The following is a 24,054-nucleotide window of genomic DNA, read 5'->3' on the forward strand; positions in this document are numbered from 1 at the left end:
GCCTAGCGCGGAAACGCACAGCAACGCACAATGGCTGTGCCAATCTCGCACAAGCAGCCGCCATGAACCCGAACATCTTGACCGACCAACTGAGCCTGTTTCTCGACGTATTGGAGACCGGCAGCTTCTCCGCCGCGGCGCGTCGCCATCCGCTGACGCCGTCGGCCGTGGCCCGGCGTATCGACAGCCTGGAAAATTCGGTGGGCAGTCGTCTGTTCCAGCGCAGCACCCACGCGGTGGTGCCGACACCGGCGGGCCTGGCCTTTGCCGAACGGGCGCGGCGGATTGTCAGCGAGCTACAACTGGCAAGAGCCGAAGCGGTGTCCCTAAGCCATGCGCCGGAAGGCTTGATCCGGGTGGATGCGCCGGCCGCTTTTGGGCGACGCCACCTCGCACCGGTGATTGCCGACTTCCTCAACGTATACCCCGGGCTGGATGTGCACCTGCATCTGATCGATAGCTTCGTGGACATGCAGGGCGCGCACCTGGGCAAAGTCGATCTGGTGTTGCGCGCCGGGCATATCGTCGATACGCGGCTGATCGCCACCCCATTGGCCAGCATCGTGCGCATCGCCTGCGCCAGCCCGGCCTATCTGAAAAGCCGCGGCACGCCGACCCATCCTCGGGAACTGAGCGACCACGATGGCTTGGACTGGGACGGACTGGCGCCTATGTTTGCCTGGCGCTTCGAGCTGGATGGGCGTCGCGCCACCTACCGCCCGCAGCGCATCCGCATGAGCGCCAATAACGCCGAAGCCTTGCTTTGCGGAGCGCTCGCCGGGCTGGGTATCGCCCATCTGCCGACATGGTTGGCCAGTGAGTACCTAGTGCGCGGCGAACTGTTACCGCTGTTTTGCGAAAACGGTTTGCCCAGTCCGGAAACCACCGGGATCTACGCCTTGCGCCTGGAGCAACAACCCAACGCCCGCAGTCGTCTGCTGCTCGAATACTTGAAAACGCGTTTCAGCCCAGTGCCACCGTGGGATCTGGCACTGCAGAGCGGCTTGATCTGACCGTTAGGGCAGAATTACCTGGCGCATTAAAGATTTGCCCGCTAGATTCCAGGGCAGACACGTTTTTAAGGCGCCACCATGAGCAAGAACCCTGCCCCCTGCGAATCCCTGATGCTGGACAACCAGCTGTGTTTCGCCCTGCATTCCACCTCACTGCTGATGACCAAGGTCTACAAGCCGCTGCTGCAAGCGCTGGGCCTGACCTACCCGCAGTACCTGGCCATGATGGTGTTGTGGGAAGAGGACGGTTTAACCGTCGGCGAAATCAGTAGCCGACTGTTGACCGATCCCGGCTCCCTCACTCCCCTGCTCAAGCGTCTGGAAGCCGAAGGTCTGCTCAGCCGCACCCGCAGCCGCGAAGACGAGCGCGTGGTGGTGGTGGAGTTGACCGATGCTGGCCGCGCCTTGCAAGACAAGGCCATGGGGATCCCTCAATGCATTCTCGGCGCCAGCGGTCTGGAGCTGGACCAACTGCGCAAGCTGCAAGCGGATCTGCTCGCGTTGCGCGGCAACTTGCAAAGCGCGATCTGAACACAGCAAAGACATGAGGGAGGGGCTTGCCCCCGATTGCGGCAGCTCGGTCAAAAATTTGTCGACTGATAAACCGCCATCGGGGGCAAGCCCCCTCCCACAGCGATTTAGAGCGGGACGAAAATATTTTTAACTTTTATCTTGCGCGCTAAACATTAGCGCTATACATTTGCCCTCACCAACTACTTAGCGCACAAAACTTTAGCGCTAAACAAAACGAGGGCTCCACCATGCAAACGCTCTATACCGCAGTAGCCACCGCCACCGGCGGCCGTGATGGTCGTGCTGTTTCCAGCGATAACATCCTCGACGTCAAGCTCTCCACCCCGAAAGAACTCGGCGGTGCCGGCGGCCAGGCCACCAACCCGGAACAACTGTTCGCCGCCGGTTACTCGGCCTGCTTTATCGGCGCACTGAAGTTCGTCGCCAGCCAGACCAAACGCAAAATCCCGGATAACGCCGCGATCACCGCTCACGTCGGTATCGGCCAGATCCCCGGCGGTTTCGGCTTGGATATCGACCTGCACATCAGCCTGCCAGGCCTGACCCAGGAGGATGCGCAAAGCCTGGTCGACGCCGCTCACCAGGTCTGCCCGTACTCCAACGCCACCCGTGGCAACGTCGACGTACGTCTGCATGTAACCGTCTGATCAACGCTGTCGCCTAAGGAGAAGCATATGAACACCATTGGTAAAGCACTCACCGGCACCCTGCTCGCCCTGTCCATCGGCAGCGCCTTCGCGGCGACCGGCGAGGTGGAGCACAACACCCAGGCTTTTCTGGATGCGTTGAATGCCGGTACCGGCAAACCCATCGAACAACTGACGCCGAAAGACGCCCGTGCGGTGCTGGCCGGCGCTCAGACCGGGGTGAAGCTGACGCTGCCCCAGGCGGACGTGAGCCACAAGACCATCCAGGTCGATGGCCAGCCGCTGGATCTGACCATCGTGCGTCCAGCCGGGGTCAAGGGCACATTGCCGGTGTTTATGTTCTTCCACGGTGGCGGCTGGGTGCTGGGGGATTACCCTACCCATGAACGCTTGGTACGGGATCTGGTGGCGGGTTCGGGAGCGGCGGCAGTGTTCGTCAACTACACGCCTTCACCCGAGGCCCATTACCCGGTGGCGATCAATCAGGCCTATGCCGCCACGAAGTGGGTGGCCGAGCATGGCAAAGAGATCAACGTCGACGGCAAGCGCCTGGCGGTGGCCGGTAACAGCGTCGGCGGCAACATGGCCGCAGTGGTCAGCCTGATGGCCAAAGACAAGGGTACGCCGGCAATCAAGTTCCAGTTGCTGTTATGGCCGGTAACGGACGCCAACTTCGAGACGGCTTCCTACAACCAGTACGCCGAAGGGCACTTCCTTACCAAAAACATGATGAAGTGGTTCTGGGACAACTACACCACCGACGCCAAGCAACGCGCCGAGATCTACGCCTCACCGCTGCGCGCCACCACCGCGCAACTCAAGGGTCTACCACCAGCAATGGTGCAGACCGCCGGCGCCGACGTACTGCGCGACGAAGGCGAGGCGTACGCGCGCAAGCTGGACGAGGCCGGCGTGCCGGTGACCGCTGTGCGTTACAACGGCATGATTCACGACTACGGGTTGCTTAACGTGGTCAGCCAGGTGCCGGCGGTGCGTTCGGCACTGTTGCAGGCGTCCGATGAACTCAAGCAACACCTGAAGTAACCCACCGCCCACGAAAAAGCCCGACGCTAGGTCGGGCTTTTTTTCGTATCGGCGAAGCCAGAATTACTTCTTGGCGCGACCTTTGTACGAACCACCTTCACGGGTGTCGATTTCGATCAGGTCGTCGATTTCGATGAAATCGGCTACTTGCAGTTCGGTGCCGTTGCTCAGCTTGGCAGGCTTCATCACCTTGCCGGAAGTGTCGCCACGGGCGGAACCTTCGGTGTAGGCAACCTTACGCACGATAGTGGTCGGCAGCTCTACGGAAACCAGGCGCTCTTCGAAGAAAATCGCTTCGCAGACGTCTTCCATGCCTTCTTCGATGAACGGCAGAACGGCTTCGATGTCTTCAGCGTTCAGCTCGTACATGGTGTAGTCGGTAGTGTCCATAAACGTGTAGGTGTCGCCGCTGATGAAGGACAGGGTCGCTTCTTTGCGGTCGAGGATCACGTCGTCCAATTTGTCGTCGGCGCTGTAGACGATCTCGGTCTTGTAACCGGTCAGCAGGTTCTTCAGCTTGGTCTTCATGATTGCGCTGTTACGACCAGACTTGGTGAACTCAGCTTTCTGAACCAGCCAAGGGTCGTTTTCGAGACGGATCACTGTACCGGGTTTCAGTTCTTTACCAGTTTTCATTACGTATATCCGAAATTTGGATGGGATTTACAAAAATCAAGGTCGCGTATCATATCCAACTTTCATAAAACTGTACCAGCGCCGTCGCAAGATCGTCCTGCAATGCCTGTTCCAGACACCACGACTCGGCATGCCGGGCTACCTCGGGCCAGTGTTCCAGCAGCATTTTCCAAGCGCTGGCCATATCACCCTCGGTGTTCCAGGCTTGCCAGAGAGCCACGAGCGCAGTTTTCGCCGCCGGAGAAAGCGCGGCAGTGTAGAGGTTTAGAAACGCGTCGAGTTTGTCCAGATGAATGTCTTCGTCCTGGCGATAGATGTGCCACAACAGCGGTCGGCCAGCCCACTGGGCGCGCACGAACGAGTCTTCGCCGCGCACGGCATTGAAGTCGCAGCACCAGAGCAGACGGTCGTATTGCTCTTGGCGCACGAACGGCAGCACCTGTACGGTCAGGGCTTGGCGCCGATGAATATCCCCGGCTGCCAGCCCATCCACGCCGAGCCAGCGCTGCACATCGCCGAGTATGCGCCCCTCGGGCACCAACAGATGAGTGGCGGTCCCGTCCGTCGATAACACGTCCAGCCATGGGGCCAGCCCAGGGTTTTCGTAAGCAAACAGTGAGATCAATCGCGTGCCAATGGTCGGAAATACGCCCATCGCATGCAGGAATTGTCGCTGCGCCTCGGCGTCTTGCTGAAAAGCCTGACGTTGCTCCAGCAACCCAGCCTCTCGCAATAACCCTCCAGTGCCTTCGCGGAACCCCGGAAAGAAGAAGTACTTCTGCACGCCCTTGAACTTCACCGACGGCAAACGATGGCAACCCACCACCCAATCTTCGGCGCTGAGGTAATCCAGGTTCATCCACAGCGGAGTCCGTTCGCACGCGGCCATGGCTTCCATATAGTCCGGCGGCAACTGACAGGCGAACGCTGCAATCACCACATCCGCCGCCGAAGCCTGTGCCCACTCGGCCGGCCAGTGGCGCACGTCGACGCCCTCTTGCCATTGCTGGTCGAGCTGAGTGTCAATGTCCGGGCACATACGTTCGAAGGCGCGCAGGTCATCGACCCACAAGCGCACGGCGCAAGCGTGCTCCACCACCAATTGCCGGGCCAGGCGCCAGGTCACGCCGATGTCGCCGTAGTTATCGACGACGCTGCAAAAAATATCCCAGCGGGCTTTCATTCCGGGCTCCATCGATCAAAGGGGCGATTGTCCGCATAAATGCACGGATGCAGAAGGCTTGATCGTGATTATTCTGCACAGGGGCTGTGCGACAATCGCCGCCATGCCGTCAATGCCCGCCAGGAGGCCGCCATGTCTGACCGTCCGTTATCGCTGCCCAAACTTATGCTCGCCATCGCCCTGGGCCTATGGCTGGGGTTCGTCGCCATTGTGCTGACCACTTGGCTGGCCTCGCGCTACCTCTTCCCTCAAGCCTTCGCTCCAGTAGCCCAGGCCGTCCAACAATGGGGCACGCCCGCCGCCGCTGTAGCGCCGGAACCGCCCAACCGAATGTTCGAGCAGTACCAGCAGAACTTGCAAAAACAGGAGCAGCAACAAGCCCTGGATCAGGCGCGCAACAATGCGCGCAACCTGTCCAACCCCAAATGCCAGTTCTGGCTGCAACAGGACCAGAACGCCCCGACCGAGAAGTCCCGCGCCAACGTGCTGCAATTCTGCGATTGATGAACATGAATAAATACGCTGTCCACACGCTCATCCTGGAAAAACTCGGCGTCGATCTCGACATCGCTCAACGTGCCGCGCAGACCGCCTACGAAACCGCGACCCATGAAGAAAACATCGCCGAGAACAAATACGACACCCTCGGGCTGGAAGCCTCTTACCTGGCGACCGGGCAAGCCAGGCGCGTAGAGGAAATCAAGCAGGCCCTGACACTGTGCCAGAACCTGCCAGTGCGGCCCTACGATGAGCAGCGCGGTATAGAAGTCGGTGCGTTACTGGGCCTGGAAGATCAGAACGGTCGCCAGCAGTGGCTGTTCCTGGCGCCCGATGCGGCCGGATTGAAAGTGGATGTGGTAGGCCAGCCGGTGACCGTCATCACCCCGCGCTCGCCCCTGGGCAAAAGCCTGCTGGGCAAGTTCGAAGGCGATGAGGTGGAAGTGCTGGTGGCTGGCGCCCGGCAGTACTTCACGGTTACCGACGCCAAATAATCGGTAGGCGCGCTTGTTCGTATAGGACGCCCTGTTCACCCTGGCGCCCTGCGTGATCCCTGAGTACGAACGCCTAAGGTCAGTGAACCGGCAGTTCCACGCCGTCGAACAGTTCTTCCAGCTCCTGCTTGTTATGGCACTGGATGGCCTTGGCCATCACTTCGCGGGTCAGGTGTGGGGCGAACTTCTCGATGAAATCGCACATGAACCCGCGCAGGAACGTACCGCGACGGAAGCCGATCTTGGTCACGCTGGACTCGAACAATTCGCTGGCATCCAGCACAACCAAGTCTTTATCGAGGTTGGTGTCCACCGCCATCTTGGCGACGATACCCACCCCCAGTCCCAGGCGCACGTAAGTCTTGATTACGTCGGCGTCGGCCGCGGTAAACACCACTTTCGGCGTGAGGCCACGATGACTGAAGGCTTCATCAAGCTTGGAACGGCCGGTGAACCCGAACACGTAGGTGACGATCGGGTATTCCGCCAAGGCTTCGAGGGTCAGTTTCGGCAGCTTGGCCAACGGGTGGCCCTGAGGCACCACCACGCAACGGTTCCAGCGATAGCACGGCATCATCACCAGATCGCCGAACAGCTCCAGCGCCTCGGTGGCGATGGCGAAATCGACGGTGCCGTCGGCGGCCATCTCGGCGATCTGCATCGGCGACCCTTGGTGCATGTGCAACGCCACGTCCGGGTACTGTTTGATGAAATCGCGAATCACCGGTGGCAGTGCATAACGGGCCTGGGTGTGGGTGGTGGCGATCGACAAGGTGCCTTTTTTCTCGTTGGAAAATTCCTGGGCGATCTGTTTGATGCTTTCGACTTTACGCAGGATCTCGCCGGCGGTGGTGATGATGCGCTCACCGGCCGGTGTCACGCGGGTGAGGTGCTTGCCGCTGCGCGCGAACACTTCGACGCCCAACTCGTCTTCGAGCAGGCGGATCTGCTTGCTGATACCGGGTTGCGAGGTGTAAAGGCTTTGAGCGGTAGCGGAAACGTTGAGGTCGTGGTGCGCCACTTCCCAGATGTAGCGCAGTTGTTGAAGCTTCATATGTGTCCCTCAAAGCAGATAGACGCCACGGGTATCAGCAGCGATATATAACTATATTAAAGGTCAGAAGGATAAATCTAGAACTTTTTATCCCATCTCCCATTTACACGTCATCACTGCGTCGACGTTGTAGCGACGGCACCAGGTAAACCGGCACCGTAGACAGCTGCACTACCCGCGTGGCAGTACGCCCCAATGGCGTGGCCTGCGCGCTGGTAGAGCTATGACTTCCTACGATCAACAAGTCGACGGAAAGTTTACGCAGTTGGTCGAGAATCACCTCGCATGGGTCGCCCTGAATCACGCGCACCGAGCGGATCCACTTCAAGTCCTGCTCGCCCTCCCCCAACTCCTCACGAAAACTCTCCAGTACACGCTGCTCGATCGTTGCGATCATGGTACTCAGGCCCTGGCTCTGCCATTCAATCAAGGCCTTTTCATCAAGGTAGCTCTGCAACACCGATTCGGCGAACAGACCGATAGGTTCAACCACATGAATCACGTACAGGTCAGCCTTGAACGTCCGCGCCAGCGCCAAGGCATGTTGCATCACATACGGCGCATACAGGCCGAGGTCCGTGGCGTACAGCATCGAACGAATCATAAAAACCTCCTGGACAGCCAGGATGGCGGAGATCAAAACAGCTTAGCAGCGCCGTGCGGAGTTGGATTGGCTCAGACCGGGCTCTTCAGTTCATTGCTAATGCCATGAGGCACATGCCCGGTGGCGACTACCTCCCTGACTTTCTCGCAATGACCGGCCTGATCATCGAAAAACACATCGGCGGCGAATGCCTCAAGAAACGCGGATTTCTCCAACCCGCCGAGAAACAGCGACTCGTCCAGCCGGATGTCCCACTCTCGCAAAGTGCGGATCACCCGCTCATGGGACGGCGCCGAACGCGCGGTCACCAGTGCGGTACGGATTGGACATGCCTCGTCCGGAAACTCACGTTGCAGCAAGTTGAGCGCCGCCAGAAACCCTTTGAAAGGCCCACCATGCAACGGCTGGCGTGCCGATTCGCGCTCGCTGGCCTGGAATGCTTCGAGCCCTCCGGCCTGGTACACACGCTCGGATTCATCGGAGAACAGCACCGCGTCGCCGTCGAAGGCGATGCGCAATTCCTCGCTGCCGGCCCGGCGCGCACCGCCGGACAAAATCGTCGCCGCCGCGAAACCGGCATCCAGGGCGCTGCGCACATCTTCGGCATGGGTGGACAAAAACAGATGGCAACCAAATGCCGCCAAATAAGGATAAGGACTACGTCCTCCGACGAACGCGGCGCGAGAAATATCCAGGCCGTAATGCTGGATGGAATTGAACACGCGTAGGCCGGTGTCGGCGCTGTTGCGCGACACCAGGACCACCTCGACACGGGCACGGCCCAGGCTGGCGTTAAGGCTCAGCAGTTTCTTGACCAGCGGGAAGGCATCGCCGGGTTCCAGGATCTCTTCTTCATGTTCGATCTGGTATTTACGATAAGTCTCCACGCCTTCGGCCAGGTAGATTTTGTGACTTTCGCTGAGGTCGAACAGCGCCCGCGACGAAATCGCCAGCACCAGTTTGTCACCCAATCCCTTTGCCATCTGTGCTCCTCCCGATCAGCGATTGTGCCGATCAATAAAACTCAAAGCCTGGTGCAGTGCCTGCATGCGCGGCAGCTCGCACCCGGCGGCCTTGGCGGCGGATAACGGCCGTGCATAGATCGCCGCCAGTTCCAGCGGGCGCTTGTGCATATAGTCGTGATACATGCTCGGCAGGTAGTCGTCCATGGTCTCGGTCATGGCGAACATCTGCTCGGCATAGCTGGCCGGGATTTCGTGGCCACACGCATGGGCGCCCTGTATCACTTCGGCCATCAGCGCCTGGATCAGCTCGCGGCTGGAGGCGTCGGCCATCAGGTTCGTGGTGCCGGCCTTCAATAAAACCGAGAGACCGTTGAAAGGCACGTTCCACACCAGTTTATGCCAGCGCGCCTGATGCACATTGGCCATGGCCTGTGACTCGATACCGGCCTGATGAAACAACGCGGCGCCGGCCTCGACAATCGCCTTCTGACGGTTTTCATCGTTGGCGGCCGAGCCGCTGTGATAACCGAGGTTGACCCGCCCCAGGGCCTGGTGCTCGACCACACCGGGGCCGGAACGGTGTACGCCGATGTAGCACAAGCCGCCCAGCAGGTGCAGCGATACCGGCAAGTGTTCACGCAGGCTGTCCTCAACATCGAGGCCGTTTTGCAACAACACCACTTTGGCATCCGGCGCCGCAACCTGGGCCAGGGTCGGCGCCAGCTCCACATTACCGGTGGACTTGGTGCCTACCAACAACCAATCGCAGGGCGGCATATCGGCTGCCTGGGCGTAAGCCTGCACGGGGTGCAGATGCAAAGCACCATGCACACTGCTGTTCACGCGCAACCCCTGCTCGCTGACCGCGGCATATTCGCTGCGCAGCAGAAAGTGCACATCAAACCCGGCGCGCGCCAGCATCAAGCCATAAAAACCGCCAATGGCGCCGGTGCCGATGATGCCAATGCGAGGCGACTGGGGTGTAACTGTGGTCATGGCAACTCCTCCGGTGTGCGGGTAAGCGCTTCATTTACTGCCTCGACAACGGCCGCAGGTGTAAGACGTGTCTGCAATTGCCCAAGGAATTGACCCTCGCACACCACGAACAACGCCGGCAAATGAAAGATCTGGTAACGTTCGACCGCACCGCCGTTATGCCCGGCATCCACCCAGCACACGCGGTCCACCGGCAAGCGCCAGCCCGGCATTTGCTGACGCGCCCAGCGGCAACTGGAACAGCCGGCGCTGACAAATACCACCAGCGAAATCCCTGGCAATCCCAGCAATTGCTGGTCAATATCCAGGTCGGTCAATTCCAGTTCCTTCACTATACTGCTGCCACCGCCGTCAACTGGACGGTGCTCGGAGTCCGTGTACATGGGTCGTTTTTTACCTCACCCTGATGATGTCGCTGTCGAGTTAATCCAACGCCCCTCTCCCGCCATTCCCCGTCAACGCCTCCTCACTGCCGGCTTGGGCGGCATTGCTTGTCATTGGCCGCGCGCCTGGCGACAAGGCACGGCGGTGGAACTGCACATCCCATCCTTGGGCGCCAGCGCCCGCTATCCGGGGTACGTGGCCTGGTGCCGCAAGGTTGAAGGTGGCTATCGTGTGGGCATCTCGTTCACCGATGAACATGCCCTGTTCGGCGCGCGCATGGGCGAGCAAGCATGCCGGATAGAACGCTACTGCCGCCAGCACGAAGATGCCGAGCCCTCCCCTCAGCAGTTCGAGGCCCTGGCCAGGGAGTGGGTTGCGCGGCACGCGTTAGAGTTCTCCCACGACGCGTTTGTGCAGCCCGCGCGGGATTAAACCCGCGCCGCCCATTGTCGCGGGCCCGTAATACGCGCTAAGGTTCCTCCCCCCTGCATCCAAATCATGCTGTGCACCGCCGCACGGGAACGGCTGGCGGCCGGCACCCGTGACCCTGACGAGTAACACGATGGCTGATTTACCGATCAATGACCTTAACGTCGAATCCAACGAGACTCTGATCACCCCCGATCAGCTCAAGCGCGAAATCCCTTTGAGCGAGACTGCCCTGCAGACCGTTACCAAAGGCCGCGAAGTCATTCGTAATATCCTCGACGGCACCGACCATCGCCTCTTCGTGGTGATCGGCCCTTGCTCGATCCACGACCTCAAGGCGGCTCACGAATACGCCGAGCGCCTCAAGGTATTGGCGGCAGAAGTCTCCGATACCCTGTATCTGGTCATGCGTGTCTACTTCGAAAAGCCGCGCACCACCGTCGGCTGGAAAGGTCTGATCAACGACCCGTACCTGGACGACTCGTTCAAGATCCAGGACGGTTTGCACATCGGTCGTCAATTGCTGCTGGATCTGGCCGAAATGGGCCTGCCCACCGCCACCGAAGCACTGGACCCGATCTCCCCGCAATACCTGCAGGATCTGATCAGTTGGTCGGCCATTGGCGCACGCACCACCGAATCCCAGACCCACCGCGAAATGGCGTCCGGCCTGTCGTCGGCCGTGGGCTTCAAGAATGGCACCGACGGCGGCCTGACCGTAGCGATCAACGCACTGCAATCGGTCTCCAGCCCTCACCGTTTCCTGGGTATCAACCCGGAAGGCGGCGTCTCCATCGTCACCACCAAAGGCAATGCCTACGGCCATGTGGTGCTGCGTGGCGGCAACGGTAAGCCCAACTATGATTCGGTCAGTGTCGCATTGTGCGAACAGGCGCTGAACAAGGCCAAGATCAAGCCGAACATCATGGTCGACTGCAGCCACGCCAACTCCAACAAGGACCCGGCCCTGCAACCGCTGGTGATGGAAAACGTTGCCAACCAGATCCTGGAAGGCAACCAGTCGATCATCGGCTTGATGGTCGAGAGCCATTTGAACTGGGGTTGCCAGGCGATTCCCAAAGACCTGGCCGACTTGCAGTACGGCGTGTCGATCACCGATGCCTGCATCGATTGGGCGGCCACCGAGAACACCCTGCGCAGCATGCACGCCAAGCTCAAGGATGTATTGCCCAAGCGCCAACGCGGCTGAACCCGGCTCGGGTTTACGCACACAAAAACGCCGGGCTGAGCCCGGCGTTTTTTATGCTGATCTGGGTGCCTTACAACTTGGCGGCATGGCGCTGGTGGCGCTCCATATAACGCTCTACATAAGAGCAGGACGGGATCACCGTGTAGCCCGCCGCCTCGGCGAACTTCAAGGCCTCCTCGGTCAGCGCTGCCGCAATACCACGCCCTCTCAACGCGTTAGGCACGAAGGTGCGATAGATATCCAGGGTCTGTTTGCCAAGGTCCATATAGGTCAAGTAGGCACGATGACCGTCCACAGTGGTCTCGAACTGATGACCCGTCTGGTCATGGTGGATGGACAACGCCTCGCTCATCACTACTCCTCGCGGGTCTTGGTTTCTGACCCCTACCTTACCGATGTTTTTCCGGCGAAGGAACATCTACGCCAACCCGTGCCGGTTTCGACAACGAGAATACCTCTAGCGCTCGCAACCAGCCCGTAGGGAATAGTAGGCACCAATCCTGCAATTGCTCAAGGCGCATGCACCATCCCCCGCCGCTGGTGGATACAGAAAGGGCTTCGACCCATCGATGATCGAAAGCCTGAACATTGCCGGCAGTTGAACCTTGAGACGAACAGGCGCTCTTAAAGTCACCTCTACATGCTTAAAAAGATGCCAGGCCATGCACCGCCAAGCGCAACGGAAGTGCTCGGATAGTTATATAAATTTTCATCTATGTACAAGACCCAACACAGGCAGGCTGGCGCTTTCAGCGAGGCTCGATGCGTGCCCAGTGAAAAAAAATTGGACAGTTTTTATACAAACCCACGCAAGGTTCGCCAAAACAGATTCGCCGCAAGAATTTTTTTTGCTTCTTGCGCTACGTCAGTTTACTTACTACAAGTAATGGGTAGTATGTACGCCGGCTATAAGCTCAATCTGAGAAGTAGCCATTTAATAGAAAGTCCTTGAAGGGGAACACGATGAACAACGTTCTGAAATTCTCTGCTCTGGCTCTGGCCGCAGTTCTGGCTACCGGTTGCAGCAGCGTCTCCAAAGAAACCGAAGCTCGTCTGACTGCAACTGAAGACGCAGCAGCTCGCTCCCAGGCTCGTGCAGACGAAGCCTACCGTAAAGCTGATGAAGCTCTGGCTGCTGCTCAAAAAGCACAACAGACTGCTGACGAAGCTAACGAGCGCGCTCTGCGCATGCTTGAAAAAGCTAGCCGCAAGTAATAACCCCTCGGGGTTGTTATCAAGCCGATCCATTTTTGGATCGGCTTTTTATTGCCTGGGATTCACCCGTAACCCCGGCCAATAAAAAACCCGCCGCGGCACCGGGCCGGGGCGGGCTTGGCAGGTTGCAGGTTTACTGCTGCAGATCGATCGGCGTACTGGATACCATGGGCGCCGCGCCTGGCACACCGATTTCAGTGGGCAGACCGTCTTCCGCCGCCACCACGTCACGCACCTGATCCCAATTGACCCGCAGGTTATTGGCCAAGTCTTCGCGCTTGAGCAAGGCGTTGATCACCGCCGTATGTTTGTCCACTACCGATGGCGTGCCGTCATCGTTCAGGGGCGTATGCGCCTCCAGATACACCTTGCCGCCACTGCTGCCGAACTTATAGGCATCGTTGATGATGCGCACCGATGTGCCGACCGGCACCATATCGGCCATCTCCAACACGTTATTGTTGAACATGCGGAAGCAGCCATGACTGGTACGCGTGCCGATGCCGAACTTCATGTTGGAACCGTGGATCAGGTACCCCGGCGTTCCCAGCGTGAACTTGAACGGCCCCAAGGGGTTGTTCGGCCCTGCCGGCACCACGTTGGGCAGCGGGTCGCCATTGGCGGCGTGCTCGGCCTTGATCGAGGCCGGCGGTGTCCAGGTCGGGTTGGGCGTCTTAGCGATAATGCTGGTGTGGGCAATCGGTGAGCCCCAGCCTTCACGACCGATCCCCAACGGGAACGTGTAAACCACGTTCTGGCCTTTGGGGTAGTAGTAGAGCCGGTATTCCGCGAGGTTGATCACAATGCCTTCGCGCGGCCCCGGCGGCAGGATGAAGCGCGTCGGCAGCACGATCTCGGTGCCCGCGCCCGGCAACCAGGCATCCACGCCCGGGTTGGCCGCGACCATCTCCGAGTAGCCCAGGTCATACGCAGTGCCAAGATCGGCAAAGGTGTCTTCGTACTTGGCCTTGATCACTTGGACTTGGCCGACGATGTCTTCCCCCGGGGGTGGCAAGGGCAACTGCAGGGCCGCTGCCGAACCGGCCGCACACAGGGCAGCAAGCGACAGGCAGCAGGTAACGACGGAAAGGCGCGACAACATCCGAAAAATCCTTCGCAGAACGACGGGTAAGTTAAAAGCCAATTGCTAGCTTACAGCTTATAGCTTGACGCTTGCAGCTGCTTCTAGAGTTCAAAGCGCAGCTCCGGCCAGATCGGCGGTGTGCCGCGCTTCTGAGACTCAAGGATAGCCCGGCACAGAGGGCACAAACGCTGGTCCTGGAAAATCGACCGATCCACCAGCGACCAACGCGGCTGCGCCGGCAATAACGTGCCGCACAGCGTGCGATCGATGGAGCCGCCCAGTTCCAATTGACGCGTCACCAGATGCACCCGCACTTCCTGGCAGGCGAACAGATCCAGCTGCTCGTCCGGCTCGATCAGTTGGTAGTTAAACAGGGACCAGGCAGGACGCGACATCGAGGGCTCCAAATCAAGGGGGCGCCACCTTAGCCGAAAGCCTGCCGGTAGAAAAGCGTCATAACAGCGGTTTGAGCGATGGCCAGACATTTTCCAGCAACTTGTCCTGAGCACCGACCGCCGGGTGCAGACCGTCGGCCTGCATCAGCTCGGGATGCCCTCCCACGCCCTCCAGGAAAAACGGCACCAGCGGCACCTTTTTTTCCTGCGCCACATCGCCGAACACCTTATTAAAGGCTTCGACATAGCGTTTTCCATAATTGGGTGGGATCTGCATGCCGAGCAGCAACACCTTCGCTCCACTGTCCCGAGACTGCTGAATCATCGAAGCAAGATTTTGTTGCAATTGCGCCGGCGGCTGACCGCGCAGCCCGTCGTTGCCCCCCAGCTCAATGATCACCACCTCCGGCTTATGCGCTGCAAGCGCCGCCGGCAGCCGCGCAAGCCCTCCCGCACTGGTATCGCCACTGATGGAAGCGTTGACCACGGTATCGTCAAACCCTTCGTTCTTGAGCCGTTGCTCCAGCAGCGCCACCCACCCTTTGCGGGTATCCAGGCCGAAACCGGCACTGATACTATCGCCAACGATCAGGACTGTACCCGCCGCTGCGTTCTGGGCCATGCACATCAAGGCCAGGCCAGCACTCAAAAACCACATTCGCATCGGATTCTCCATGGGCGCAAGCATTCTCACCGCGCGGAACCTTAGCAAAGTGGTTCCCAGCGCGGAAGGTGAACTGACTATCCTGCACGAACTGAGCCTGGAACTGAACAAGGGCGACAGCCTGGCTATCGTCGGCAGTTCCGGTTCCGGCAAATCCACGCTCCTGGGCCTGCTGGCCGGCCTCGACCTGCCCAGCGGCGGCGAAGTCACCCTCGCCGGGCAAGCCCTGAGCCGCCTGGACGAAGACCAACGGGCGCGCATCCGCGCCGAGCATGTGGGCTTCGTCTTCCAATCCTTTCAATTGCTCGACAGCCTCAATGCGCTGGAAAACGTCATGCTGCCGCTGGAACTGGACGGTCGCAAAGACGCCCGCGAACGCGCCAGGCACTTGCTTGAGCGCGTGGGCCTGGGGCAACGCCTGACCCACTCGCCCCGTCAGTTGTCCGGTGGCGAACAGCAACGGGTGGCGATTGCTCGGGCGTTCGCCGCCGAGCCCGACGTGCTGTTCGCCGATGAACCTACCGGCAACCTCGACAGCCACACCGGCGAGCGCATCAGCGATCTGCTGTTCGAACTCAATAAAGAGAGCGGCACGACCCTGGTGCTGGTCACCCACGACGAGCGCCTGGCCCACCGTTGCCGACGCCTGATCCGCCTTGAAGCCGGCCTGATGGTCGCGCCCCTGGAGCCTTGATGGCACGTTTGCCGCTGTTGCGTCTGTTCAGCCTTGCCCTGCGCCAATTACTGCGCGATGCCCGTGCCGGCGAATTGCGCGTGTTGTTCTTCGCCCTGCTGGTCGCCGTGGCCGCCAGCACCGCCATCGGCTACTTCGGCGCCCGCCTCAACGGCGCGATGCTACTGCGCGCTACCGAGTTCCTCGGCGCCGACCTGGTGCTGGAAGGCAGCTCGCCCGCCCGCCCTGAGCAAATCAAGTCCGGTACCGAGCTGGGCCTGGATCATGCCCGGGTGGTGGAATTCTCCAGCGTGATTGCCACCGACAATGGTATTCAGCTCTCCAGCATCAAGGCGGTCAACGAGCAATACCCGCTGCGTGGCGCGCTCAAGAGTGCCGCCGCGCCCTTTGCCGAGGAAACCCCAGGCGGCGGCCCGAAACCCGGCGAAGCCTGGGTAGAAGCGCGGCTGCTGACGGCCCTCGACCTAAAAGTCGGCGACAGCATCGACGTGGGCATGAAAACCCTGCGCCTGGCGCGGGTACTTACTTATGAACCGGACCGCGCCGGCAATTTCTACAGCCTCACCCCCAGGGTGATGATCAACCTCGCCGACCTGCAAGCCACCGGCGTGGTACAGCCCGGCAGCCGCGTCAGCTACCGCGAACTGTGGCGCGCGCCCCAGGGCAGTACCGCGCTGCAAACCTATCGCGACCTGATCAAGCCCGGCCTCGCCGCCAACCAGCGCTTGCAGGATTCCCGAGACGGCAACCAACGGATCGGCGGCGCCCTGGGCAAGGCCGAACGCTATCTGAACATGGCCAGCCTGGTGGCCGTTCTATTGGCGGGGGTGGCGGTGGCCTTGTCGGCCAACCGCTTTGCCACGCGACGCTTTGACGCCAGCGCGCTGTTGCGTTGCCTGGGATTGTCGCGCCGCGAAGCCATGCTGTTGTTCAGTCTGCAATTGAGCGTACTGGGCCTGCTGGCCAGTCTCGCTGGCGCTCTCCTCGGCTGGCTGGCGCAGTTCGGTCTGTTTTATTTCCTGCGGGATCTGCTGCCGGCGGACGTGCCACCTGGCGGGCTGCTGCCGGCCGTGGCAGGAATCGGCACCGGGCTGGTCGCGCTGGCGGGCTTCGCCTTGCCGCCGTTGGCTGCGCTAGGGCGCGTCCCGCCGCTGCGGGTATTGCGCCGCGATCTGCTACCCATCCCGTCCAGTACCTGGATGGTCTACGGAGCTGCGCTGTTCGCCTTGGGCCTGATCATGTGGCGTCTGAGCCTCGACCTGGTGCTCACCTTCGCCTTGCTGGGAGGTGGCGTGGTGGCCGCATTGGTGCTCGGCGGCTTGCTCTTGCTGCTGTTGCAAAGTCTGCGTCGGCTGTTAGCCGGTGCGACCCTGCCCTGGCGCCTGGGCCTGGGCCAATTGCTGCGCCACCCGCTGGCCGCCGCCGGTCAGGCCCTGGCATTTGGGCTGATACTGCTGTCCATGGGCTTGATCGCCCTGTTGCGCGGCGAGTTGCTCGACACCTGGCAAAACCAGTTGCCCAAAGATGCACCCAATTATTTTGCCTTGAACATCCTGCCGGCCGACAAAGATGCTTTCGGCGCACGCCTGCTGGACGTCCAGGCGCAATCGGCACCGCTGTACCCGGTGGTGCCGGGGCGGCTGATCAGCATCAACGGCGAACCGGTGCAGGAGATCGTCAGCAAGGACTCCAGTGGCGACCGCGCCGTGCAACGCGACCTCAGCCTGACCTGGGCCGCCGACCTGCCACCGGGCAATGCCCTGACGGCGGGCACTTGGTGGTCCCAGCAACCCTCCGATGGTATTCCCGGCGTCTCGGTTGAGGCCAAGGTGGCCGAAAGCCTCAAGCTCAAACTCGACGACCATTTGGTCTTTACGATAGGTGGGGAAAATCGCGAAGCGCGGGTCACGAGTCTGCGCACCATCAACTGGGATAACTTCCAGCCCAACTTCTTCATGATCTTCCAGCCTGGTACGTTGAAGAATCTGCCGACCACATACCTGACCAGCTTCTACCTGGCTCCCGGTCATGATCAGCAGATCGTCGACCTGGCCCGCGCCTTCCCGGCCGTGACCATCCTGCAGGTGGAGGCGTTGCTGGAGCAATTGCGCAGCATCCTTGCGCAAGTGACGCTGGCCGTGGAGTACGTGCTGTTGTTTGTATTGGCCGCCGGGATGGCCGTGCTGTTCTCCGGCCTGCAAGCGACGCTGGATGAGCGCATCCGCCAGGGTGCGCTGCTGCGCGCGTTGGGAGCCGAACGCAAGTTACTGGTCAAAGCCAGGCGCATCGAATTCGGGTTACTGGGCGCCGCGAGCGGACTGTTGGCGGCGCTGGGCACTGAACTGGTGACCTGGGCGCTGTACCGCTATGCATTCGACCTGGTCTGGCAGCCTCATCCGTGGCTGTTGCTGCTGCCCGTCATCGGTGCCGTGTTGATTGGCGGCGCAGGCGTGTTCGGCACCCGCCGCGCACTCAATGCCAGCCCGCTGACGGTGCTGCGCGAAGGCTGAGACACCTCAGGCCCGCTCGGCGGGCCTGTTACTTTCACTTCTCATATTCGATCGCGGTGATCCACCAGCACACCTCGCCCGTTGGCGTCTGCACGATGGCCTCATCGTCGACTTGCTTGCGCAACAGAGCACGAGCCATCGGCGAATCGATGGAGATGTAATCCATCCGCTCATAAATTTCGTCATAGCCGACAATGCGCAAACGCTTGGTTTCGCCCTGCTCGTTTTCAATCTCGACCCAAGCACCGAAGAACACCTTGCCTTCCTGCTCCGGTGCGTATTCCACCACGCGCATGTCTTCGAGACGCTTGCGCAGGTAGCGCACACGGCGATCGATCTCACGCAGCAGTTTCTTGTTGTACTGATAATCGGCGTTTTCGCTGCGGTCCCCCAGCGACGCCGCCCATGTCACTTTGCGCGTGGTATCCGGGCGCTTCTCGCGCCACAGGTAATCCAGCTCTTTTTTCAGCGCCTCATGACCTTCTTTGGTGATCAGCTTGGTACTCAAACGCTCGCATCCCCAGGCAATATCCATAAACACCGATGCACCAGGGATGGCCCTGGCGTCGACGGGCTGCGCTTGATGATAAATGAACCGAAGAAAGTAGCCAGGGCCGTTCACTCCTAGCTATCCAACGCCTGATCCAATTCATGCAACATGCCCCGCAGCGTATGACGCAGGCCCGACAACTGCGACTTCAACGCGGCTAGCGTCTCGGTCTTGCGTTGGATGTCCTGCGACTGATCACGCAGTTGAAATGTGCGCTGCTCCAGATCCTTGACCTGCTCGCCGATCTGGTTCTGCTCCTGCAACAGCCGATTCTGCCACTGCTCCAACGCGGTCTCTCGCTCAGCCGCGGCGAGCTTCTGTTGAGTCAACTCATGGGCGACCCGGGCCAGACTGGACAATGTGCTGTCCACTTCAAACAGTGCGCTTTGCTCCATCGGTGCGGGCAGTTTCGAAGGCGGCGGCGGCGACGGCTCAGGTTCTTGCGCGGTGGCGATGGGCGTCTCAACCTGAACGACCGTTTCGGGTGGCTCGACAGGCAGCGGTCGAGGTTCTTCAACAGGATGTTCAAGCACCGATTGAGCATCCGCTTCGGATGAGTTTGTCGCTTTGGGCGGGGAGATCATTTGGGAGGAAAAGCGAATGGAGGGCACGATCAACGAGGTACTTTCGATCGCCGGCAGTGTGGAGGCATTCATGCCTAAAGTGATCACCTTCATCACCAGCGCCTTCTTGATGGTCACCGAATGATGATCTTCAGGCCGCGCGGGCGGCAATTTACACCCCCTCAGATCGACAAAATGATAAGGCACCTGGGTTTCGGTGACCCCGGCCGCCTTGGTACCTGACGCTGCGGCCAACATAAGAATCTGTTTGAACACATGCATGGCTATTTGCAGGTCTTCCTTGGATTCAACACCGCTGAGGAAGTAGCGTTCGAGTTTCTTGCGCAGCGCCGCGATATAAACCCTGGAGCTCCCAGGTTCAACTTCCTCATCCAGACTATACACAAGGAAGTTAGAGGCGATCTGCCCTACCGCGAACCCACAGAGCAGCGCGCCGTTGACCGGAGCATCCTGACCGTTACGCTCAAGAACAAGGGTACGTAGAAGCATCATAGTAATCGGGCCTCATTAAAAATGAATCGAATGTTCATATAAACGCCGAATAAACACTTACCAACACAAACATCTAAAAACACAAAACAATTGTTTCAGTGACTCACCTGGCGCGCACGTAGGACTTGTCTTATTAACACTGACCGTCGTTCCCAAGGGCGAGCATTAACCGTACCCTTTTTAAATCCTAGCCCTACGTCATGCCTAACTTATTCGGTAAAAAAATGATCGAAATAAGCAATCTGACTAAAACCCTGAACAAGAAAAATATCATCAGCGATTTTTCATTCAGTGCCCGTCAGCAAGAGTGCCTAGGATTATTTGGGGAGGGGCCTGATGTTAAGACCACGCTTTTGAACTTGCTATCGGGTTCGACACACCCAACCCGCGGTCACATAAACATCGACGGGATCAACGCGCAAATCTATCCACATAAAGCCAAGCAAGTTATCGGCTACCAACGTTTTAAGGACCTCAGTCACCCGACAATGTCCGTTAAAACATTTCTCAACTATATCGCCGCGCTCCGTGGTTACTGCGGAGCCGAAAAACGCGCTCGAGTGGAACAAGCGGTGACACGACTGGATTTGTACCCAGCGCTCAATGCTCCCCTCGACGCGCTCTGCGCATGTACCAAACGTAGGGTGTCCGTCGCCCAGGCCATCCTGCATACGCCTGCACTGCTGCTATTGGACGAGCCGACTGCGGGACTGGCGGCGGATCAGGCACTGTCGCTCAAGGCGCTGATCCGTTCGCTCGCGCAGGAGATGACGGTCATCATCGCCTCTCGTAACAGTGAGGAGTTGGCCGAACTCTGCACGCGAGCCCTGCTCATCGCCGGTGGTCGCCTGGTAGCCGACACCCCTCTGCCCGATTTGCAGCGTAGTTCCCGTCACTTCCAGGCCGTCACCCTCTCAGCCGACACCCCTCTGGACTTACTGGCCCTGGCGGTACTACCCGGCGTCGCCGGCATTGAGGAGCATCGCCACGCGCCTGGCACGGTCACCGTTCTGGCCATGCCCGGGCATGCCATCTATCCACATATACACACGCTCATTGCCAACCGCCGTTGGAAAATCAACACATTGAACCTGGAGCCCGGTCGCGTGAACGATGTGGTTCAGCAACTGAGCCAGGAGAGGTCCCATTGAAGCTGCTGCCGGTTATTTTCAAGCGCCAACTCGCCAACTATGCCTCTTCGCCCGCGACCTATCTCAGCGTTGCGCTGTTTCTAGCCCTGTCCACCATGGCGGGGTTGTATCTTCACCGCTGGGTGGAACAGGACAGTGGTGACCTGCTGGTGTTTTTCCAATGGCACCCCTGGCTCTATCTATTGCTGATACCGGCGTTGACCATACAACTCTGGTCAGATGAGGCCGATCCCGGTTTTGCCGACCTTATGAGCGCATTACCCATCACGGCCGCCGAACGGGTGATCGGCAAGTTCGTCGCCGCCTGGGTCGTGGCGGGCATGGCATTGATCCTCAGCTTCCCTCTGGTCGTGGCCGCCAATTACTTGGGTAGCGCCGATAATGGCCTCATCGCCTCGCAATTCGCGGCGAGCTGGTTATTGGCGGGAAGCTACCTGTCCGTCGGTTGCTTTGTGTGTACGTTGGCACGTCAACGTGTGGTTATTTTTATATTGACGATAAGTTTATTACTGGCAGCCACTGCACTTTCTTCATGGGTAGACGCTCTGGAGCGCCAAGCCCCTATTTGGATTATCGACAGTTTAAGCGCCCTTAACCCACAGTCGAGATTCAGCACAATCGACAATGGAAAGTTTACCCTTCATGACAGTCTTTATTTCGTCAGCATGATCGTCGCCTTCCTCACTGCGTCGATTGTCACACTCAATTACAAACTCCGCTGAGAAGGAAAGCCCTGCATGCGTTCCACTCTGCGCACCGGACTGACACTTGCCGTCATTTTTTTGTTATTTCTTGCATTAAACCTGGTTTGGACCGCCAAACTTCCTGAGCTTCGCTGGGACTTTACGCAACACCAAATCCATACGCTATCGCCACCGACGCAGAATTTGCTTATGTCACTGAAGGCGCCGTTGGACTTGTATTATTTCAATGCACACAACAACCCAAAACGAACCCATGCGTTAAACCGCTACGGCAAGCGCATCGAAGACTTGCTTCGCGAATATGAAAAAACCGCGAAAGGCATGATCAATCTGCACCTGATTGAGCCTGCGCCTTTTTCAGAAGACGCCTACAAAGCCGCTTTATATGGTCTCGATGACCAAACGGGCTTTCTGGGGTTGATCGGCAACCGGGCGGGCCATGGAGCACAACGAATCGGAGCATTCAGCCTCGACCGTGAGCCATTGCTTGAATATGAAATCAACCACCTGATCTACCAGTTGCAGCATCCAGAGCCCCGCACAATCGGGCTGCTCAGCGGGTTGAACATGGGCGAATCCGCAGGGCGCCTGATGGGGGAACTGCAGCGCCACTTCGACCTGATCAATCTGGAACCGGCCCTTGAACAAGTGCCTGCAAGCATCAAGACGTTGATGGTGGTCCAACCCCGCGCACTGCCTTACCGCACGCTGTATGCGATTGAACAATTTACGTTGAGGGGCGGCAGATTACTGATGTTTATCGACCCCATCAGTGAGCACGGTGCTGGTGCCCTGCCCGCCAACTCTCGCCTGGACGAGATGCTCACGGCCTGGGGTATTCAGGTATTTCCCGACAAACTGCTGATCGATCACCTCTATGCGTCCTCGGTGATCACCGGTGCCGGGAAACCAGCCGTACGGCATCCGGCCAGATTGAATCTGCCGCGTGAAGCAATGAGCTCCAGTGACATCAGTAGCTGGAAACTCAAAACGGTGACGGTATCGAGCAGCGGTGCCCTTTCGCCGCGAACGAAAAGTCGCACCACCTTCACCCCTCTCCTGCAAAGCTCCTGGCAGTCTGCATTGCTGGAAACCGACCGATTCGCTTCGGCGCTCAAATTCGATGCGCTGAGCGATGAAATATCCCCACACGTCCAACGCCATACCCTTGCCGCGCGTATCGAAGGCCCGGCCTATTCGGCATTCCCCAATGGTATCAAGGGACAACCACCCGGTTTGCAAAAAGCCGAACGCATCCATGTGGTCGTAGTGGCCGACACCGATTTACTGATGGATGAGGTCGCCAACACGGCACCTGGCGGCAACGCGCAGTTTATTTTGAATACGCTGGATAACTTGTCCGTGCCTGCCCCCCTCGCCAGCCTTCGCCCTCGGATAGTGACGAACAACCCGCCACGAACATTGCACACGATGCGCGATAAGGCCGCACAAGCCTACCGCGAGAAAGCCACCGAGCTGGAGCGACGTCTTCAGCGAACCGAGCAGGAATGGCAACTGTTGACCCCGCCGGCAAACAGCGTCGGAACCCAAGCGGTAGACCCTAATATCCAGCTGCAAGCCCTCAACAAGGAGCGACTGCGCCTGCCTATGGAATTGCATGCGCTGAAAGCCCAGACGTACAAGCCAGTGCACCGTCTGGAGTTAATGATCAAGCTGGGGTTGATCGCTGCGGTGCCTCTGACGCTATGCCTGATAGCCTGGGCCGTGTGGCTGCGTCAGCAGCATCGTCGCTCGCAGCCATACTCGCTGCTCTACTGAATACTTACCGCCGCGCAATCAACCCCTGCCGGGCAATTCGGGTCAAGTGCCGAATCACTTCTTCAGCGTCATCGGCACTGGGGGCCTGGATGACCGCGAGATCGAAGCTGTCATTGGCAAATCGAGCGAGAGAATCGCCGTCTTCGACGAACTGAATCAGGAACGCGGAGGGCCGCCCAGTGCGACGCGGCCAGCCGTCCAGATAACGCAACAGCGTCGGTTGGTGCTTGCCGCCCAGGAGGATTTTCGGATTGCGTTGAGTGAGGTCCGCGGTGATCGGGGCCAGGCGTATCAGAGGACGTAGTGCATTCATCGTGTCGTGTCTCTGCCTCAAAAGTCTGCGGGCAGGTGAGAGGCAACACCGAACCAGCGCTTTAGCGGTATTTCGAAGGTATCTCGCACGGGAGAACACGCTTCTGTCGGGCTGCATCGAGTCCCAGTGGCGCCCCGCAATTAGCTGTTTAAATCGGCGCATGGACGGCATCCTAGAGAAGCCGGTGGGGCGGTGTCAAGAATCGCCAGCAACGAAAAGGCCCACGCA

Annotated in this window: 28 protein-coding genes; 14 read left to right on the forward strand and 14 right to left on the reverse strand. The window is 59.3% G+C overall.

Translation table 11 applies throughout. The annotated features are described in order from the left end of the window. Positions 1-62: 62 nt before the first annotated feature. The 4 genes from QRN41_RS13320 to QRN41_RS13335 all read left to right on the forward strand — a co-directional run bounded on the left by QRN41_RS13320 (position 63) and on the right by QRN41_RS13335 (position 3,238). Entirely contained in the window at positions 63-1,013 is a 951-nt protein-coding gene (locus QRN41_RS13320; protein ID WP_034096592.1) for a LysR family transcriptional regulator, read from the forward strand. A 78-nt stretch (positions 1,014-1,091) separates the two neighbouring features. Further along, positions 1,092-1,544: a MarR family winged helix-turn-helix transcriptional regulator gene (locus QRN41_RS13325; RefSeq protein WP_034137509.1), complete on the forward strand. Its 453-nt coding sequence runs from the start codon at positions 1,092-1,094 to the stop codon at positions 1,542-1,544. A 230-nt stretch (positions 1,545-1,774) separates the two neighbouring features. After that, complete coding sequence (locus QRN41_RS13330) at positions 1,775-2,194, forward strand: organic hydroperoxide resistance protein (RefSeq protein WP_034137508.1); 420 nt, start codon at positions 1,775-1,777, stop codon at positions 2,192-2,194. Positions 2,195-2,221: 27 nt separating this feature from the next. Next, entirely contained in the window at positions 2,222-3,238 is a 1,017-nt protein-coding gene (locus QRN41_RS13335; protein WP_285421651.1) for an alpha/beta hydrolase, read from the forward strand. Between the two features lie 63 nt (positions 3,239-3,301). Here the strand turns inward: QRN41_RS13335 and QRN41_RS13340 are convergent, their stop codons facing one another. Beyond that, positions 3,302-3,874 carry an elongation factor P gene (locus QRN41_RS13340; protein ID WP_003172723.1) on the reverse strand — a complete coding sequence of 191 codons (573 nt, stop codon included), beginning with the start codon at positions 3,872-3,874 and terminating at the stop codon, positions 3,302-3,304. Between the two features lie 49 nt (positions 3,875-3,923). Then, positions 3,924-5,057, reverse strand: a complete 1,134-nt coding sequence (gene earP, locus QRN41_RS13345; protein WP_285421652.1) for an elongation factor P maturation arginine rhamnosyltransferase EarP — start codon at positions 5,055-5,057, stop codon at positions 3,924-3,926. 132 nt (positions 5,058-5,189) lie between these two features. Here earP and QRN41_RS13350 point away from each other — a divergent pair, with 132 nt between their 5' ends. After that, complete coding sequence (locus tag QRN41_RS13350) at positions 5,190-5,561, forward strand: hypothetical protein (RefSeq protein WP_285421653.1); 372 nt, start codon at positions 5,190-5,192, stop codon at positions 5,559-5,561. A 5-nt stretch (positions 5,562-5,566) separates the two neighbouring features. After that, positions 5,567-6,049, forward strand: coding sequence for a GreA/GreB family elongation factor (locus tag QRN41_RS13355; RefSeq protein WP_034096791.1), 483 nt, complete (start codon positions 5,567-5,569; stop codon positions 6,047-6,049). Positions 6,050-6,128: 79 nt separating this feature from the next. Here QRN41_RS13355 and cysB read toward each other — a convergent pair whose 3' ends face one another. From cysB to QRN41_RS13380, 5 genes are all read right to left on the reverse strand, one after another. Then, positions 6,129-7,103, reverse strand: a complete 975-nt coding sequence (gene cysB, locus QRN41_RS13360) for an HTH-type transcriptional regulator CysB (protein WP_003189876.1) — start codon at positions 7,101-7,103, stop codon at positions 6,129-6,131. 103 nt (positions 7,104-7,206) lie between these two features. Further along, on the reverse strand, positions 7,207-7,707 hold the full coding sequence (locus QRN41_RS13365) for a universal stress protein (RefSeq protein ID WP_034096586.1): 501 nt from the start codon (positions 7,705-7,707) through the stop codon (positions 7,207-7,209). Between the two features lie 71 nt (positions 7,708-7,778). After that, positions 7,779-8,690 carry a 5'-nucleotidase gene (locus QRN41_RS13370; protein WP_285421654.1) on the reverse strand — a complete coding sequence of 304 codons (912 nt, stop codon included), beginning with the start codon at positions 8,688-8,690 and terminating at the stop codon, positions 7,779-7,781. Between the two features lie 15 nt (positions 8,691-8,705). Next, complete coding sequence (locus tag QRN41_RS13375) at positions 8,706-9,668, reverse strand: putative 2-dehydropantoate 2-reductase (RefSeq protein WP_167417601.1); 963 nt, start codon at positions 9,666-9,668, stop codon at positions 8,706-8,708. After that, on the reverse strand, positions 9,665-10,051 hold the full coding sequence (locus QRN41_RS13380) for a YbbN family protein (protein ID WP_094066185.1): 387 nt from the start codon (positions 10,049-10,051) through the stop codon (positions 9,665-9,667). The genes QRN41_RS13375 and QRN41_RS13380 overlap by 4 nt, the downstream gene beginning before the upstream one ends. Here QRN41_RS13380 and QRN41_RS13385 point away from each other — a divergent pair. Together QRN41_RS13385 and QRN41_RS13390 are read left to right on the forward strand one after the other, a co-directional pair. Further along, positions 10,050-10,484, forward strand: a complete 435-nt coding sequence (locus QRN41_RS13385; RefSeq protein WP_167417602.1) for a PilZ domain-containing protein — start codon at positions 10,050-10,052, stop codon at positions 10,482-10,484. The genes QRN41_RS13380 and QRN41_RS13385 overlap by 2 nt on opposite strands. A 130-nt stretch (positions 10,485-10,614) precedes the next feature. After that, the gene (locus QRN41_RS13390; protein ID WP_034096581.1) at positions 10,615-11,691 is read left to right on the forward strand and encodes a 3-deoxy-7-phosphoheptulonate synthase; all 1,077 of its coding nucleotides are present in this window, start codon (positions 10,615-10,617) and stop codon (positions 11,689-11,691) included. Between the two features lie 70 nt (positions 11,692-11,761). Here the strand turns inward: QRN41_RS13390 and QRN41_RS13395 are convergent, their stop codons facing one another. Further along, complete coding sequence (locus tag QRN41_RS13395; RefSeq protein ID WP_034096580.1) at positions 11,762-12,043, reverse strand: GNAT family N-acetyltransferase; 282 nt, start codon at positions 12,041-12,043, stop codon at positions 11,762-11,764. A gap of 611 nt (positions 12,044-12,654) precedes the next feature. Here QRN41_RS13395 and oprI point away from each other — a divergent pair. Next, positions 12,655-12,906 carry an outer membrane lipoprotei OprI gene (gene oprI / locus QRN41_RS13400; protein WP_003172710.1) on the forward strand — a complete coding sequence of 84 codons (252 nt, stop codon included), beginning with the start codon at positions 12,655-12,657 and terminating at the stop codon, positions 12,904-12,906. A gap of 133 nt (positions 12,907-13,039) precedes the next feature. Here oprI and QRN41_RS13405 read toward each other — a convergent pair whose 3' ends face one another. The 3 genes from QRN41_RS13405 to QRN41_RS13415 all read right to left on the reverse strand — a co-directional run bounded on the left by QRN41_RS13405 (position 13,040) and on the right by QRN41_RS13415 (position 15,049). Next, on the reverse strand, positions 13,040-14,008 hold the full coding sequence (locus QRN41_RS13405; protein WP_034096579.1) for a L,D-transpeptidase family protein: 969 nt from the start codon (positions 14,006-14,008) through the stop codon (positions 13,040-13,042). Positions 14,009-14,091: 83 nt separating this feature from the next. Next, positions 14,092-14,385, reverse strand: a complete 294-nt coding sequence (locus QRN41_RS13410) for a hypothetical protein (protein ID WP_003172705.1) — start codon at positions 14,383-14,385, stop codon at positions 14,092-14,094. Positions 14,386-14,443: 58 nt separating this feature from the next. Further along, positions 14,444-15,049 carry an arylesterase gene (locus QRN41_RS13415; RefSeq protein ID WP_034096578.1) on the reverse strand — a complete coding sequence of 202 codons (606 nt, stop codon included), beginning with the start codon at positions 15,047-15,049 and terminating at the stop codon, positions 14,444-14,446. 10 nt (positions 15,050-15,059) lie between these two features. Between QRN41_RS13415 and QRN41_RS13420 the strand changes: the two genes are divergently transcribed. Beyond that, positions 15,060-15,743, forward strand: coding sequence for an ABC transporter ATP-binding protein (locus tag QRN41_RS13420; protein WP_034112578.1), 684 nt, complete (start codon positions 15,060-15,062; stop codon positions 15,741-15,743). Then, positions 15,743-18,253, forward strand: a complete 2,511-nt coding sequence (locus QRN41_RS13425) for an ABC transporter permease (protein WP_285421655.1) — start codon at positions 15,743-15,745, stop codon at positions 18,251-18,253. The genes QRN41_RS13420 and QRN41_RS13425 overlap by 1 nt, the downstream gene beginning before the upstream one ends. A 34-nt stretch (positions 18,254-18,287) precedes the next feature. Here the strand turns inward: QRN41_RS13425 and greB are convergent, their stop codons facing one another. Next, positions 18,288-18,761 (reverse strand): transcription elongation factor GreB, encoded by a 474-nt coding sequence (greB, locus tag QRN41_RS13430; RefSeq protein ID WP_094066273.1) that lies wholly within the window; start codon positions 18,759-18,761, stop codon positions 18,288-18,290. A 116-nt stretch (positions 18,762-18,877) separates the two neighbouring features. Beyond that, positions 18,878-19,879: a hypothetical protein gene (locus QRN41_RS13435; RefSeq protein ID WP_167417603.1), complete on the reverse strand. Its 1,002-nt coding sequence runs from the start codon at positions 19,877-19,879 to the stop codon at positions 18,878-18,880. 224 nt (positions 19,880-20,103) lie between these two features. On the opposite strand from QRN41_RS13435, the gene QRN41_RS13440 reads away from it, so the two are divergent. The 3 genes from QRN41_RS13440 to QRN41_RS13450 are packed head-to-tail and all read left to right on the forward strand — an operon-like array spanning position 20,104 to position 23,513. After that, entirely contained in the window at positions 20,104-21,030 is a 927-nt protein-coding gene (locus QRN41_RS13440; protein ID WP_094066179.1) for an ATP-binding cassette domain-containing protein, read from the forward strand. Further along, positions 21,027-21,752 (forward strand): ABC-2 transporter permease, encoded by a 726-nt coding sequence (locus QRN41_RS13445; protein WP_123480398.1) that lies wholly within the window; start codon positions 21,027-21,029, stop codon positions 21,750-21,752. Before QRN41_RS13440 ends, QRN41_RS13445 begins: the two co-directional genes overlap by 4 nt. A gap of 15 nt (positions 21,753-21,767) precedes the next feature. Beyond that, positions 21,768-23,513, forward strand: a complete 1,746-nt coding sequence (locus QRN41_RS13450) for a Gldg family protein (protein WP_167417604.1) — start codon at positions 21,768-21,770, stop codon at positions 23,511-23,513. A 4-nt stretch (positions 23,514-23,517) separates the two neighbouring features. Here QRN41_RS13450 and QRN41_RS13455 read toward each other — a convergent pair whose 3' ends face one another. Beyond that, positions 23,518-23,826 (reverse strand): hypothetical protein, encoded by a 309-nt coding sequence (locus QRN41_RS13455; protein ID WP_094066176.1) that lies wholly within the window; start codon positions 23,824-23,826, stop codon positions 23,518-23,520. Positions 23,827-24,054 lie beyond the last annotated feature (228 nt).

It is taken from the genome of Pseudomonas sp. efr-133-TYG-23 (assembly GCF_030209215.1).
GTDB lineage: Bacteria > Pseudomonadota > Gammaproteobacteria > Pseudomonadales > Pseudomonadaceae > Aquipseudomonas > Aquipseudomonas rhodesiae.

Excerpts from the sequence above, each read along its gene's own strand:
- QRN41_RS13340 (WP_003172723.1), bottom strand. The coding sequence starts at position 3,874 with ATGAAAACTGGTAAAGAACTGAAACCCGGTACAGTGATCCGTCTCGAA.
- QRN41_RS13440 (WP_094066179.1), top strand. The coding sequence starts at position 20,104 with ATGATCGAAATAAGCAATCTGACTAAAACCCTGAACAAGAAAAATATC.
- earP (WP_285421652.1), bottom strand. The coding sequence starts at position 5,057 with ATGAAAGCCCGCTGGGATATTTTTTGCAGCGTCGTCGATAACTACGGC.
- QRN41_RS13325 (WP_034137509.1), top strand. The coding sequence starts at position 1,092 with ATGAGCAAGAACCCTGCCCCCTGCGAATCCCTGATGCTGGACAACCAG.
- QRN41_RS13320 (WP_034096592.1), top strand. The coding sequence starts at position 63 with ATGAACCCGAACATCTTGACCGACCAACTGAGCCTGTTTCTCGACGTA.
- QRN41_RS13330 (WP_034137508.1), top strand. The coding sequence starts at position 1,775 with ATGCAAACGCTCTATACCGCAGTAGCCACCGCCACCGGCGGCCGTGAT.
- cysB (WP_003189876.1), bottom strand. The coding sequence starts at position 7,103 with ATGAAGCTTCAACAACTGCGCTACATCTGGGAAGTGGCGCACCACGAC.
- oprI (WP_003172710.1), top strand. The coding sequence starts at position 12,655 with ATGAACAACGTTCTGAAATTCTCTGCTCTGGCTCTGGCCGCAGTTCTG.
- QRN41_RS13425 (WP_285421655.1), top strand. The coding sequence starts at position 15,743 with ATGGCACGTTTGCCGCTGTTGCGTCTGTTCAGCCTTGCCCTGCGCCAA.
- QRN41_RS13390 (WP_034096581.1), top strand. The coding sequence starts at position 10,615 with ATGGCTGATTTACCGATCAATGACCTTAACGTCGAATCCAACGAGACT.
- QRN41_RS13420 (WP_034112578.1), top strand. The coding sequence starts at position 15,060 with ATGGGCGCAAGCATTCTCACCGCGCGGAACCTTAGCAAAGTGGTTCCC.
- QRN41_RS13385 (WP_167417602.1), top strand. The coding sequence starts at position 10,050 with ATGGGTCGTTTTTTACCTCACCCTGATGATGTCGCTGTCGAGTTAATC.
- QRN41_RS13370 (WP_285421654.1), bottom strand. The coding sequence starts at position 8,690 with ATGGCAAAGGGATTGGGTGACAAACTGGTGCTGGCGATTTCGTCGCGG.
- QRN41_RS13435 (WP_167417603.1), bottom strand. The coding sequence starts at position 19,879 with ATGATGCTTCTACGTACCCTTGTTCTTGAGCGTAACGGTCAGGATGCT.
- QRN41_RS13335 (WP_285421651.1), top strand. The coding sequence starts at position 2,222 with ATGAACACCATTGGTAAAGCACTCACCGGCACCCTGCTCGCCCTGTCC.
- QRN41_RS13410 (WP_003172705.1), bottom strand. The coding sequence starts at position 14,385 with ATGTCGCGTCCTGCCTGGTCCCTGTTTAACTACCAACTGATCGAGCCG.
- QRN41_RS13455 (WP_094066176.1), bottom strand. The coding sequence starts at position 23,826 with ATGAATGCACTACGTCCTCTGATACGCCTGGCCCCGATCACCGCGGAC.
- QRN41_RS13375 (WP_167417601.1), bottom strand. The coding sequence starts at position 9,668 with ATGACCACAGTTACACCCCAGTCGCCTCGCATTGGCATCATCGGCACC.
- QRN41_RS13350 (WP_285421653.1), top strand. The coding sequence starts at position 5,190 with ATGTCTGACCGTCCGTTATCGCTGCCCAAACTTATGCTCGCCATCGCC.
- QRN41_RS13380 (WP_094066185.1), bottom strand. The coding sequence starts at position 10,051 with ATGTACACGGACTCCGAGCACCGTCCAGTTGACGGCGGTGGCAGCAGT.
- QRN41_RS13365 (WP_034096586.1), bottom strand. The coding sequence starts at position 7,707 with ATGATTCGTTCGATGCTGTACGCCACGGACCTCGGCCTGTATGCGCCG.
- QRN41_RS13415 (WP_034096578.1), bottom strand. The coding sequence starts at position 15,049 with ATGCGAATGTGGTTTTTGAGTGCTGGCCTGGCCTTGATGTGCATGGCC.
- QRN41_RS13355 (WP_034096791.1), top strand. The coding sequence starts at position 5,567 with ATGAATAAATACGCTGTCCACACGCTCATCCTGGAAAAACTCGGCGTC.
- QRN41_RS13450 (WP_167417604.1), top strand. The coding sequence starts at position 21,768 with ATGCGTTCCACTCTGCGCACCGGACTGACACTTGCCGTCATTTTTTTG.
- QRN41_RS13395 (WP_034096580.1), bottom strand. The coding sequence starts at position 12,043 with ATGAGCGAGGCGTTGTCCATCCACCATGACCAGACGGGTCATCAGTTC.
- QRN41_RS13405 (WP_034096579.1), bottom strand. The coding sequence starts at position 14,008 with ATGTTGTCGCGCCTTTCCGTCGTTACCTGCTGCCTGTCGCTTGCTGCC.